Source organism: Dehalococcoidia bacterium, from assembly GCA_030018455.1.
Classification (GTDB): domain Bacteria; phylum Chloroflexota; class Dehalococcoidia; order DSTF01; family JALHUB01; genus JASEFU01.
The window spans coordinates 52,228-64,492 of sequence record JASEFU010000001.1 but is presented as its reverse complement, the minus strand read 5'-3'; the positions used below and the strand labels follow the sequence as shown (position 1 = coordinate 64,492).

Genomic DNA, 12,265 nt, shown 5'->3' with positions numbered 1-12,265 from the left:
GGGACATCGCCCTCCGGGCTCCCCCTGATTTGGCTGAGTTGCCCGAGGTAGAGACGATGGATGACTGGACGGTTCTGTGGGATGAATCCCGCGGCCCGCGCCTGACAGCGTCGCGCTAGGCCGAGAGTTTGAAACCCCGGAACCGTGTGCCGACCCCGTCCCAAATGCGCTCCCCATGCCTGAGCTGCCGGAAGTAGAAACGATACGCCGCGACCTCGCGCCCCGCGTCGTCGGACGCTCCATAACCGCCGTCCGCATCGTCCGCGACCGCGTGCCGACCGTCGAGGGCGCCTCGCCCGTCACGTTCCGCAGCAAGCTGAAGGGACGCCGCATCGAGGGGATCGAACGGCGGGGGAAGTACCTCCTGTTCGCGCTCTCGGGCGGGCTCCACCTCGCCGTCCACCTGCGCATGACCGGCTCGCTCCTCCTCCGCAACGCCGGCGACACCGATGACCCGTATCTTCGCGCCGTCCTTTCGCTCGACAACGGTGCGGACCTGCGTTACGCCGACCTGCGCAAGCTGGGGCGACTGCGCCTCGTCGAGGACTTGCGAGCGGTAACCGACAAGCTCGGCCCCGACGCCCTGTCGGATCGGTTCACGGCCGGCTACCTGCAACGCGCCTTCGAGCGGCGGCGGGCGCCGGTTAAGGCCGTGCTGATGGACCAGAAGACGCTGGCGGGACTCGGCAACATCTACGCCGACGAGGCGCTTTTCGCGGCGCGCGTCAACCCGCTGCGTCGCGCCGATTCCCTGTCGGAGCGAGAGGTGAAGGGCGTTCGGCGCGGCATACGTGAGGTGCTGCGCGAGGCCCTCGGCAACCGCGGGTCGTCGTTCCGCGATTACGTCGATGCGAACGGGCAGGCAGGGCGGCACCAGATCAAGGTGAAGGTCTTCCGCCGTACGGGGCAGCCGTGCTATGTTTGCGGCGCCGAAATCCAGCGGGCGAAGGTAGGAGGCCGCAGCGCCCACTTCTGTCCGCGCTGCCAGCCTGCGCCCGGTTCCCCGTAGGGTCGGCGCTCCGTACCCGACCAGGGGCGATTCGGGCCACGCTTCAATGTTGCGGAAGAGGCGCATAAACCAGGACATGCGCGGCAGGCAAGATGCTCGCCCTATGAGATGAGAAGACACGACGCGATAACGGACGTCCCCGGCATACTCGTCGGGCACTGGACGGACCGGAGGGCCGCCACCGGCTGCACAGTCGTCCTCTGCAAGAAGGGCGCGGTCGCCGGCGTGGACGTGCGCGGCGGCGCCCCGGGCACCCGCGAGGCGTCGCTGTTGCGCCCCGAGGCGCTCGTCCAGCAGGTGCACGCCGTCTTCCTCACCGGCGGCAGCGCGTTTGGGCTCGACGTCGGCTCCGGTATCATGCGCTACCTCGAGGAGCGCGGCATCGGCTTCTCCTACGGCGGTTCGGTGATCCCGATCGTCTGCGGCGCCGTCCTCTTCGACCTCAACATCGGACGCCACGATGTGCGGCCGAACGCTGAGGCCGGCTACCGGGCCTGCAAGGCAGCGAAAGGGGGGCGCGTCGCGCAAGGCAGCGTGGGCGCGGGCACGGGCGCGACCGTCGCCAAGGTGCGGACGATAGCGCGCGGGCTTAAGGGCGGCATCGGCACGGCGAGCGAGAGGACCGGCGAGGTGGTCGTCGGGGCGCTCGTGGCGGTGAACGCGTTTGGGGAGATCGTCGACCCGCAGACGGGGCAGATCGTGGCCGGCGTGCGGGGCGAGCAGGGGCGCTTTGAGAGCGCGGTCGACCTCATGCGGACGGCGGGTCCGTTCGCGACGCTGCCGCTGGCGAATACGACCATCGGTGTCGTGGCCACGAACGCGACCCTAACCAAAACACAGGCGACGACCGTTGCGCAGATGGCGCACGACGGCATAAGCCGCGCCATCCGGCCTGCCCACTGCCCCGTCGACGGCGACGCGATCTTCGCGCTCGCGACCAGCGAGGCCGCGGGCGCCGCGAACGCCGGGGTCATCGGCGCGCTGGCGGCAGAAGCGGTGCAACGGGCCGTGCTGAACGCCATCCGCGAGGCGAAGGGGCTCGCGGGCGTACCGTCGGCGCGGGAGTGGCTGACGGGGCGGCAGTAGGCCGCACCCCATCGACACAATAATCACCGGATTCATTCCCCGGATTTGCTTGACAGCCCTCATTCTCAGACCTATACTATGGTCGGTATTGACCTTGGGTGGGGCAATAACCGGCGTCTGGGCAAGCGCTGCGGACGCCAACCAGGGGGCTCAGGAAGCCTCCGAAAGTCAATAAAAGCCGCTTGGATCGCCTGGTCGACCGAGACGTGCAAGATGGCCTGACTTTGCTTGCCCTTTCGGTTCCGGCCGGAAGGGCTTTTTGGTTATCGCTTCCACCGCTGCGTCCGGAGCGGAGTAAGGAGGTAGAGCCTTGAGGCTGATGTTCAAGAGCAAGATCCACCGCGTGCGCGTCACGGAGGCGGACCTGAACTATATGGGGAGCATTACGCTCGACCCCGAGCTGATGGAAGCGGCCGATATCCTGCCCTATGAGCAGGTGCACGTCCTGGATGTCGATAACGGCAACCGCCTGATCACCTACGCCATCCCCGGCTGCCGCGGCAGCGGCGAAGCGTGCATAAACGGCGCCGCTGCGCACCTCGTCCATCCTGGCGACATCGTCCTCGTTCTTACATACGCGCCGTGCACGGAAGAAGAGGCGCGAAACCTGAGGCCGCGCGTGGTGCACGTCGATGAGAACAACCGCATCTCCTGGATCGGCCCCCGCGTCGAGGAGTTCGCTCTCGCGCACGGCCGCGCCGATCCGTTCAGCCAGGAGGTCCAGCCATGGCTCGACTGAGCGTCCACGAGTTGAAGGCGATGAAGCAGCGGGGCGAAAAGATCCCCATGCTCACCGCCTACGACTACCCCACAGCGCGCATCCTCGACGAAGCGGGCATCCCCATAATCCTCGTCGGCGACAGCCTCGGCATGGTCGTCCTCGGCTATGACTCGACGATACCCGTCACGATGGAGGAGATGCTCCATCACACGAGGGCGGTGGTGAGGGGGACGAAGAGGGCGATCGTAGTAGGCGACATGCCCTTCATGAGCTACCAGACCGGCATTGAGGACGCGCTCCGAAACGCCGGTCGTTTCTTGCAGGAGGCGGGCGCCACCGCCGTGAAGCTGGAGGGCGGCGTCCACATGGCGGAGACGGTCCGGCGGCTTGTCTCGATAGGTATTCCCGTCATGGGGCACATCGGGCTGACGCCGCAGTCGGTCAGCCAGATCGGCGGCCACAAGGTACAGGGCAAGACGCCGGAAGCCGCCGTCAAGACGCTCCAGGATGCGCTCGCATTGCAGGAAGCGGGCGCGTTCGCCATCGTCCTCGAGACCATACCCGCTCCTCTCGGCAGGATCATCTCCGAGCGGCTCGACATCCCTACCATCGGCATCGGCGCCGGCCCCCAGTGCGACGGCCAGGTGCAGGTGATCCACGACTTCCTCGGTCTCCTTTCCGATTTCGTACCCAAGCACGCCAAACAGTACCTCCGTCTTCACGAGGAGATACGGGAGGCGGTGCTTCGTTATCTGGAAGAGGTGCGGTCGGGGGCTTTCCCGACCGACAAGGAGAGCTTTCTGATGGACGAGAGCGTCCTGGCGGAGCTCTCAAAGATGGCGGTGTAACATGGCTCTCTCCGAAACCATCCGTGCCCTCCCCGTACTTCAAGTGGTGGCGACAATCGATGGAATGCGGCGCTTGCGGTCGCAGGCCTCGGGAAGCGTCGGGTTTGTGCCCACGATGGGCTACCTGCACGAGGGACACCTCTCGCTCGTGCGCCGCGCCCGCGCCGAAAACGATGTGGTCGTCACCAGCATCTTCGTCAACCCCACTCAGTTCGGACCCAACGAAGACTTTGAGAAGTACCCCCGCGACCCGCAGCGCGACTTGACGCTCCTGCAGCAGGAGCGCGTGGATGTCGTCTTCATGCCGCCGGCGATCGAGATGTACCCGGAGGGGTTCGGCACGACTGTCGAGGTGGGAGGCGTAACGGAAGTCCTCGAGGGCGCCTGTCGTCCTGGGCATTTCCGAGGCGTCGCGAGCGTTGTCCTCAAGCTTCTGAACATCGTCCAGCCGCACCGGGCCTATTTCGGACAGAAGGATGCCCAGCAGCTCGTCGTGATTCGCAAAATGGTGCGGGACCTGAACCTGAACGTTGAGATAGTGCCCTGCCCCACCGTCCGCGAAACGGGCGGTCTGGCGATGAGCAGCCGCAACGTCTTCCTGTCGCCCGACGAGCGGCGGGCCGCTCTCATCCTGTTCCGCGCGCTCAGCCTCTCCGAGCGCCTTCACCGCACGGGAGAACGAGACGCCGGCAGGCTGCGCGACAGGCTGGAAGGACTCATCAAGCGGGAGCCGCTGGCGAGGATCGACTACATCAGCATCGCCGACCCGGAGACGCTCCAGGAGCTGGAGGTGATCGAGGGGCCGGCGTTGATATCGCTGGCGATCCGCATCGGCGAGACGAGGCTCATCGACAACGTAACGGTAGGCGAGAAGCGCGTTTCCCGCTACGCCGACCTGGGCGCCAAATAGCCGGCGCTTCGCAACACACCGGTCTCAGGGCGTCCTCGACGGGCGCCCTGAGGCTTTTCGTCGCCTGCTCCGAAATGCTAGAATGATGCCGCATCCTGAAAAGTAACCTAGACGCGTATGGGTGGACACTCACACTGGACTCAGATCAAGCGGCAGAAGGGCGCCGCCGACGCCCGCAGGGGTCAGATCTTCACCAAACTCGGCCGTGAGATAACGGTCGCGGCCCGCCAGGGAGGGCCCGATCCGGCATCGAACTTCCGCCTGCGTCTCGCCGTCCAGCGGGCGCGCGACGCCAACATGCCCAATGACACCATCGAGCGGGCGATACGCCGCGGCGCCGGCGGCGAGGGCGCCAGCGAGCTCATAGAGGCCACTTATGAGGGCTACGGCCCCGGCGGCACCGCCGTGCTGGTGGAGGTGCTGACCGACAACCGCAACCGCTCCGTCGCTGATATCCGCGCCACCTTCTCGCGCCACGGCGGCAGTCTCAGCGAGGCAGGATCGGTTGCCTGGCTCTTCGACACCAGGGGGCTGATCATGGTCGGCGCAGACGAGCAGAACAGCGAGGACCTGGCCCTGATGGCAATCGACGCCGGCGCCGAAGATGTGGACATCGATGACGGCCGCGTGCAGGTCCGCACCGCCGCCGAGGACCTGGAGAAGGTGCGGCGAGCCCTGGAAGAGCAGGGAGTGCATATCGAGTCGGCTGAGCTGGCGAAACTGCCGAAAAGCACGATAAGCCTCGACGAGAAGCAGGCCGTGCAGTCACTCAAGCTGCTCGATAAGCTGGAGGAGCTCGACGACGTCCAGCGAGTCTATTCCAACGCGGAGTTCCCCGACGAAGTCCTGGCGACGTACAGCGGCTAGGCGCCGCGCGGTCGAGGGGGCCGCGCCGGTCGCGTCCGGCGAACGTCTAATCGTCCTCGGCATCGACCCCGGTCTGCGAGTCACCGGTTTCGGCGTGCTCTGTCAGACACCGGGCAGCGAGCCGTCTCTTATCGATTGCGGCGCGCTGCGCGTCAACGCCAGGCTGCCCCTCGCCGAGCGCCTGGCTTATCTCTACGACGGCCTGCGGACGCTGATCGAGCGCTGCCAGCCGTCGGAGGTGGCGGTGGAGGAGCCGTTCGTCGCCGCTAACGTCCGTTCGGCGATGGCGATAGGCGAGGCGCGCGCGCTGGCGTTGCTGGCGGCGGCGCAGGCGGGCGTGCCGGTATGCCGCTACTCGCCGGCGGAGGTGAAGCAGAGCGTGACCGGGTACGGCCGTGGCTCGAAAGGGCAGGTGCAGGAGATGGTGCGGCTGCAACTGGGGATGACGGAGGCGCCGGAGCCGCAGGACGCCGCCGACGCCCTCGCCGTTGCCCTGTGCCACCTCGCGCGCTGCCGAACGAACGATATGCTCCGCGAAGGGACGCAGACGTGATCGCCCGCATCCGGGGCACGGTCGAAGAAGCGACCCCGGACGGCCTGGTGATACGGCCGGAAGGCGTGGGTCTCGGGCTGCTGGTGCAGGTCGCGGGACACACGCGGGACGCGCTGGGCGTGGCCGGGCGCGAGGTGTCGCTGTACACGCATCTTCAGGCGCGCGAGAACGACGTCGCGCTGTTCGGCTTCGCGACGGCGGAGGAGCTGCGGCTGTTCCGCATGCTCATCGGCGTGTCGGGCCTCGGGCCGAAGGGGGCGCTGGCGCTTCTCTCCGGGCTGCCGGGCGACGAGCTGTGGGAGGCGATAGCAGGCGGCGACGTCGAGCGGATACGGCGGGTGCCGGGGATCGGCGCGAAGACGGCGAGCCGCATCGTGCTTGATCTGAAGGGGCGGTTGCCGGAGCACATCCCCGTCGCGGCGGGCGGCGTGGCCCCGCGTTCGGACGACGACGACGTGGTGGCGGCGCTTGTCGCGCTCGGGTACAGCCAGGCGGAGGCTTCCGCCGCAGCATCGCGCGTTCCGAGGGACGAGTCCCTCACCCTCGAAGAGAAGATCCGCATCGCCCTCTCCTCCTTCACCTCGGAATAGCGGCTCCACGAACCGATAGGGCGGGCATCTTGCCCGCTGCGTGAAACCAGCCGCCCGCAGGCCGGGGGTTACAGGGGGTGCCGCCGCGATTTCCTCCAAACAGCCCTGGGGTGGGTGGGGGGAGATAGACGTCCATGTTAGGGCTGGCGGCAGCGGCGCAGCGTGGAAACGACAGGCGAGCACTAGGGAATCCCGCGAGAATACGGTAAACTGGATCATGCAATGGCAGAGTTTAAGCTCGTTTCTGATTTCAAGCCCACGGGCGATCAGCCCCAGGCTATCGACCAGCTCGTCGATGGGCTCCGCAGGGGCTACAAGCACCAGACGCTCCTCGGCGTGACCGGTAGCGGCAAGACGTTCACGATGGCAAGCGTCGTCGAGCGCGCGCAGCGTCCGACGCTCGTCCTCGCGCCCAACCGCACGCTCGCCGCGCAACTCGCCTCCGAGTTCAAGGAGTTCTTTCCCGAGAACGCCGTCGAGTACTTCGTGAGCTACTACGACTACTACCAGCCGGAGGCCTACATCCCCCGGAGCGATACCTACATCGCGAAGGACGCCGACATCAACGACGAGATCGACAAGCTGCGCCACGCTGCCACGCGCGCCCTCTTCGAGCGCCGCGACGTGCTCATCGTGGCGTCCGTCTCCTGCATCTACGGTCTCGGCGAGCCGGAAGAGTACCATAGCTTCACCCTCACCTTCCGCAAGGGGCAGCCGTTCAACCGCGGACGCGCCGTCCGCCGCCTGGTCGACATGCAGTACGACCGCAACGACATGACGCTCACCCGCGGCCACTTCCGTCTGCGCGGCGATAGCCTCACGATCATGCCCGCATACGAGGAACTCGCCGCGCGCATCGACTTCATGGGCGACGAGGTCGAGCGTATCATCGAGATCGACCCCCTGACCGGCGAGCTGCTGGCGGAGCGCGACCGGATCGATATCTATCCGGCGAAGCACTTCGTGACATCGCGCGAGAAGCTCGACGAAGCGATCCTGGATATCGAAGCGGAACTGGAGGAGCGGGTCGCGGAGCTGCGCTCACAGGGAAAGTTGCTGGAGGCGGCGCGGCTGGAGGAACGCACTAAGTACGACATCGAGAGCCTGCGGGAGGCGGGCTACTGCGCCGGCATCGAGAACTACGCCCGTCACCTGGCGCGGCGTCCGGCGGGCAGCACCCCCTGGACGCTGCTCGACTACTTTCCAGACGACTTTCTGATGTTCATCGACGAGTCGCACATCAGCATCCCCCAGGTGCGCGGCATGTACCACGGCGACGTCTCGCGCAAGCAGACGCTTGTCGACTTCGGCTTTCGCCTGCCGTCGGCGCTCGACAACCGCCCGCTGAACTTTAACGAGTTTCTGGACCACCTCAACCAGGTGATATACGTGTCGGCGACGCCCGGCCCGTTCGAGTACGAGCACAGCGAACAGGTGGTGGAGCAAATCGTGCGGCCCACGGGGCTGATCGATCCATCGGTGGAGGTGAAGCCGACGGCCGGGCAGATCGACGACCTCCTGGAACAGATACGCGTCCGCGTCGAGCGGGGAGAGCGCGCGCTGGTGACCACGCTGACGAAGAAGATGGCGGAAGACCTTGCCGACTACCTGGTCGAGATGGGCATCCGCACCCACTACCTGCACTCGGAGATCGACACGCTGGAGCGGGTGGAGATATTGCGCGACCTCCGCATGGGCGTATATGACGTCGTGGTGGGCATAAACCTGCTGCGCGAAGGGCTCGACCTGCCGGAGGTGAGCCTCATCGCCATCCTCGACGCCGACAAGGAGGGGTACCTGAGGTCGCGCGATTCGCTCATCCAGACGATAGGGCGCGCGTCGCGCCACATCGAGGGGCACGTCATCATGTACGCCGACACCATGACGGATTCGATGCGGCGGGCAATCGATGAGACGTACCGCCGCCGTCGCATCCAGATCGCGTACAACGAGGAGCGCGGGATCACGCCGCAGGGGATACGCAAGGCGATACGTGACATAACGGACCGCGTGAAGAAGGTGGCGGAGGAGCAGGCGGCGTACTATCCAGCGGGCGCCATCCCGAAGGACGAGCTGGCGCGGCTGGTGCGCGACCTCGAAGGGCAGATGAAGCAGGCGGCGAAGAACCTCGAGTTCGAGAAGGCGGCGCTCCTGCGCGACCAGATAAGCGAGTTCCGCAAGCAGCTTGTGAGCGACCAGGACGTGCTGCACGAGTTCGCTGAGGCGGCGAGCAAGCCTGCGCGGCCCGCCCCGAGTTTCAACGATAGGGGGCGTCGCGGCCGCCGCCACCCCTACCGCTAGCGCCGCGGGGATTCTTTCGTTGACCCGCTCCTGTTCGTAGTGCTAGACTTTTCTATGAGGCACAGAGGCGCAAGCCCGATGACTATACGGCGGAGGCCTGCTCGATAGTCTTGAGCGGGCCTTCGTATGTTGAAGGGAGAGGCCGGACTTGCATGAACGGGAAGTAGAGAAGCTCCCGCCGGCTCGAGAGCTTGACCCGCACGTCGAATCGCTCATGCCGGTGGCCTACGCGCCCTCGGGCCCCGACACGCGCATATGCCCCAGTTGCAGTTCTCCCATGCCGCAGGAGTTCCGTTTTTGCGGCCACTGCGGCTACCCTCTGAGCAGCTCAAGCGAGCGTCCGGCCGTCGAGAGCACGACGACAATCCTTTTCACCGACATGGCGGGCTTCTCGCAGCTCATGTCGTCCGTTGGCGACGAAGAAGCGCTCGATGTCCTCAAGCGTCACAATCAGATCGTGCGCACGCAGATCCAGGACCACGGGGGGTTCGAGGTGAAGTACCAGGGCGACGGGTTCATGGTCGCTTTTCGCACGGCGCGCCGGGCGGTCCTCTGCGCCGTCGACATCCAGAAGAAGATGGCGGAGTACAACCGCGAGTACCCGACGCGGCCGCTGGTGCTGCGCATGGGGCTCAACGCCGGCGACGTGCTGCGCGAAGAGGACGATTTCTTCGGGGCGGCAGTCAACATGGCGGCGCGAATAGCGGAGAAGGCGAAGGGCGGCCAGATCCTGATGTCAGAGCTGGTCAAGGGCCTCGCGGGACCGTACCCCGGCTTCGAATACGCCCCCTGCGGCAGCTTCCGCCTGCGCGGCTTCCCCGGCCGCTACCGGCTGTACGAGGTGGTCTGGCGGAGCTAGCCCTGTCCGGTCAGAAATTGCAGTTGCAGTCCTCCACCGGCTCCACCAGGCTGGAGTTCAGCCCTGTCAGAGTCACGTCGAGCGCAGTCATCACTCTGTCCTTGTTCACGTCGAATGACGGGTCGACGACCATCGACATGTCGGGAACAGGGTCGCCGTCATCGGGGTCGTCGTCCTGGGCGCTGAAGGCCCGCTGGGCCACCCTGACATAGTCGAGGACGCCGCTGATGCGGTCGCCGTTCACGTCTGCGATCTCCTTGTCGTCGTTGCAGCCGTCGCCGTCGGTGTCGACGCTGGTGGGGGAGGTACCCCAGCCCATCACCTCGACGCCGTCGTTTATGCCGTCGCCGTCGGTGTCCTTGATCTTGTCGCTCGTTCCCAGCAGGGCCTCGATATTGGCCGACAGGCAGTCCTTGTCGACGTCGATGATCCCCGTGCAACCGGGCTTGCTTCCGGGGTTCAGGGGATCGGAGCCGAGAAGCACCTCGGCGCCATCGATGACGCGGTCGCCGTCGGTGTCGCGGAGCAGGGGGTTGGTGCCCGCGGATGCCTCCTCGGCGTCTGTTAGGCCGTCGTTATCGTCGTCGTCGTCGCAGGCGTCGCCAAGGGGGTCGCCGTTGGGGACGGTGACATCGTCGAGGGCCACGACGGGGCCGTTGGGGATGGCGGCGTTATCGGTGTTGACCTGCTCGCCCGCCTCGTCGACCGTGCCGTCTGTGTCATCGTCGAGGCCGTTGGGGACAGGCGGGTTGGCGACCAGCGGGCAGTTGTCGAAGGCGTCAATCACGCCGTCTGTGTCGGTGTCGGGCGGAGAGCCAAGGTTCAGCCTGCCGCAGCCGAACACGTTGTCGTCACCGCCCGCGCCGAGGTCGATGCAGCGCGGGCCGGTAAGAAACGCGGCGACCTGCGCTGGCGTGTATGACGGATACGTCTGTCTGACGAGGGCGGCAGCGCCGGCGCTGTGAGGCGAGGCGGCGGACGTGCCGAAAAAGCCGCCGGGATACGTCGCGTTCGTAACGCCGTCGGGCGCGACGATGTCGGGCTTTATGCGCACGTCCTCGGTCGGCCCCTGGGAGCTAAAGTATTCGATCACGGTGGGCGTGCCCCAGAACACGGCCCCCGTTGTCAGAACGTTGGGATTATCGGCGGGCTCGAGGATACTGCTCTGTACGTCGTAGTACTCGAGGGGATGGCTGCCGGTGTACAGGTGGAAATTAGCCGTTCCGTCGGCGCTATAGAGCGCGATAGCCAGTTCATACGTCCCAGCTCCAGGCTGGCAGACGAAGAAATCGACCGGATCATCGTCGCCGTCTTGCCAGTTGCCCGACCAACAGACGAAGCTTTCAAGCTCAGGAGAATACAGCCCAATATCGTAGTCGTTCGAGGAGCCTCCGAAGGGGTCATCCCACTTCAGGACCGCGAGGACGGACTCGCCGGCCCCTACGGAAATGGTATTTCCCTCATCCAGCGCCGTGAAGTTGTGAAAACCGTTTTCCTCCGGGTCCGACCAGTTGCCCATCCAGTGCATTAGAGCGTGATTGCCGGCCGCGTTCGCCCAGAAAATGCCGTGCGTCAAGATAGCATCGTTCACAATATCGTTGATTATGCCCGTGCCGTCGCCGGGGCCGGTGCCGAACCAGATCACCGAGTGGTTGGCCACGGTCACTCCCTGCGCCGCCATCCAGTCGATGCACGTTGCCAGGTCGACCTCCGTCTCGAAATTGACGAGGTACAGTTCGGCGTCCGGCGCCATCTCGTGGACGATCTCGGCGACGCCCGTGCCGTGCTTTTCGCCTCCGCCCGTAATGTCGCCGTCGGTACGGCAGGAGTGCGTAACCACCGACGACGGCAGTTCCGTTCCCAGCAGCGAGGAGTACCCCTGGAACCCGAGGTCGACGATCGCGACTTTCATGCCGCTGCCCGTAACTCCGGCGGCGTGCCAGTCGTCGGCATTGACGAGCGCCACTCCTTCACCGACGGCGGCGGGGAGGGCGACAAGCGGTCTGCGCACGAGCGCGACGGAGTCGAGCGCCGCCAGGCCTCTCAGTGCCTGCACGGGTACGAGCGCCTGCGCCAGACTCCCGCTCTCTTTTTCGATCGTCGCGCCCAGGCCACGGACGGGCCCGCGCAGCGCCGACTCCCGTCCCTCGACTGTTTCGATGATGACCCGCGCTCTGTCCTGCGGCAGGTCGAGGGCGAGTGTGGCGGCGGCCGCTCGCGCCTCGCCGATCCCGCCGCGCGCGTAGGCGTCGCTCAATTCCGTCAGCGCGGTGTCCAGCTTGGGGTGCGCCTTCCTGAGCGCTGGCTGAGCGGGCAGCGATAGCACAGCTTCGGTCCGCTGAGGGGGTGACGGCGTTGGGCCGAATGCGGACGGGGCGCCCGATCGGTCTGCGCCCGCCGGCCCGGCCACGAAAACGCCGCCCAAGCAGGCGGCTATCGATACCAGCGTGGTTCCCAGAAGAATCCGCAGCGGCAGCCGACTTCCCATCTTCGCCTCCCTTCTTCTTCCAAAGTCAGCAAT

10 protein-coding genes and 1 pseudogene are annotated in these 12,265 nt (G+C 66.1%); 10 read left to right on the top strand and 1 reads right to left on the bottom strand.

What is annotated here, in order from left to right:
* The first annotated feature begins 175 nt into the window (after nucleotides 1–175).
* The 10 genes and pseudogenes from mutM (at nucleotide 176) to QME71_00270 (ending at nucleotide 9,744) form a co-directional block, all read left to right on the top strand.
* Nucleotides 176–1,009 carry a bifunctional DNA-formamidopyrimidine glycosylase/DNA-(apurinic or apyrimidinic site) lyase gene (gene mutM / locus QME71_00315; GenBank protein ID MDI6856754.1) on the top strand — a complete coding sequence of 278 codons (834 nt, stop codon included), beginning with the start codon at nucleotides 176–178 and terminating at the stop codon, nucleotides 1,007–1,009.
* A gap of 108 nt (nucleotides 1,010–1,117) precedes the next feature.
* Complete coding sequence (locus QME71_00310) at nucleotides 1,118–2,095, top strand: P1 family peptidase (protein MDI6856753.1); 978 nt, start codon at nucleotides 1,118–1,120, stop codon at nucleotides 2,093–2,095.
* A gap of 319 nt (nucleotides 2,096–2,414) precedes the next feature.
* Nucleotides 2,415–2,744, top strand: a pseudogene (locus QME71_00305) (aspartate 1-decarboxylase).
* Nucleotides 2,745–2,821: 77 nt separating this feature from the next.
* A complete protein-coding gene (gene panB / locus QME71_00300) occupies nucleotides 2,822–3,664 on the top strand; it encodes a 3-methyl-2-oxobutanoate hydroxymethyltransferase (protein ID MDI6856752.1) in 843 nt (280 codons plus the stop codon).
* Nucleotide 3,665: 1 nt separating this feature from the next.
* Nucleotides 3,666–4,574: a pantoate--beta-alanine ligase gene (gene panC, locus QME71_00295; GenBank protein MDI6856751.1), complete on the top strand. Its 909-nt coding sequence runs from the start codon at nucleotides 3,666–3,668 to the stop codon at nucleotides 4,572–4,574.
* Between the two features lie 117 nt (nucleotides 4,575–4,691).
* Nucleotides 4,692–5,441: a YebC/PmpR family DNA-binding transcriptional regulator gene (locus QME71_00290; protein ID MDI6856750.1), complete on the top strand. Its 750-nt coding sequence runs from the start codon at nucleotides 4,692–4,694 to the stop codon at nucleotides 5,439–5,441.
* Nucleotides 5,442–5,490: 49 nt separating this feature from the next.
* Nucleotides 5,491–5,994: a crossover junction endodeoxyribonuclease RuvC gene (gene ruvC, locus QME71_00285; GenBank protein MDI6856749.1), complete on the top strand. Its 504-nt coding sequence runs from the start codon at nucleotides 5,491–5,493 to the stop codon at nucleotides 5,992–5,994.
* Entirely contained in the window at nucleotides 5,991–6,584 is a 594-nt protein-coding gene (gene ruvA, locus QME71_00280; protein MDI6856748.1) for a Holliday junction branch migration protein RuvA, read from the top strand. The genes ruvC and ruvA overlap by 4 nt, the downstream gene beginning before the upstream one ends.
* 222 nt (nucleotides 6,585–6,806) lie before the next feature.
* Nucleotides 6,807–8,885 (top strand): excinuclease ABC subunit UvrB, encoded by a 2,079-nt coding sequence (gene uvrB / locus QME71_00275; protein ID MDI6856747.1) that lies wholly within the window; start codon nucleotides 6,807–6,809, stop codon nucleotides 8,883–8,885.
* A 148-nt stretch (nucleotides 8,886–9,033) separates the two neighbouring features.
* Nucleotides 9,034–9,744 carry an adenylate/guanylate cyclase domain-containing protein gene (locus QME71_00270; protein ID MDI6856746.1) on the top strand — a complete coding sequence of 237 codons (711 nt, stop codon included), beginning with the start codon at nucleotides 9,034–9,036 and terminating at the stop codon, nucleotides 9,742–9,744.
* Between the two features lie 10 nt (nucleotides 9,745–9,754).
* Here the strand turns inward: QME71_00270 and QME71_00265 are convergent, their stop codons facing one another.
* Nucleotides 9,755–12,232 (bottom strand): S8 family serine peptidase, encoded by a 2,478-nt coding sequence (locus QME71_00265; protein ID MDI6856745.1) that lies wholly within the window; start codon nucleotides 12,230–12,232, stop codon nucleotides 9,755–9,757.
* Nucleotides 12,233–12,265 lie beyond the last annotated feature (33 nt).

Coding starts and splice junctions, on each gene's coding strand:
- mutM (MDI6856754.1), top strand. CDS start 176: ATGCCTGAGCTGCCGGAAGTAGAAACGATACGCCGCGACCTCGCGCCC.
- QME71_00310 (MDI6856753.1), top strand. CDS start 1,118: ATGAGAAGACACGACGCGATAACGGACGTCCCCGGCATACTCGTCGGG.
- panB (MDI6856752.1), top strand. CDS start 2,822: ATGGCTCGACTGAGCGTCCACGAGTTGAAGGCGATGAAGCAGCGGGGC.
- panC (MDI6856751.1), top strand. CDS start 3,666: ATGGCTCTCTCCGAAACCATCCGTGCCCTCCCCGTACTTCAAGTGGTG.
- QME71_00290 (MDI6856750.1), top strand. CDS start 4,692: ATGGGTGGACACTCACACTGGACTCAGATCAAGCGGCAGAAGGGCGCC.
- uvrB (MDI6856747.1), top strand. CDS start 6,807: ATGGCAGAGTTTAAGCTCGTTTCTGATTTCAAGCCCACGGGCGATCAG.
- QME71_00265 (MDI6856745.1), bottom strand. CDS start 12,232: ATGGGAAGTCGGCTGCCGCTGCGGATTCTTCTGGGAACCACGCTGGTA.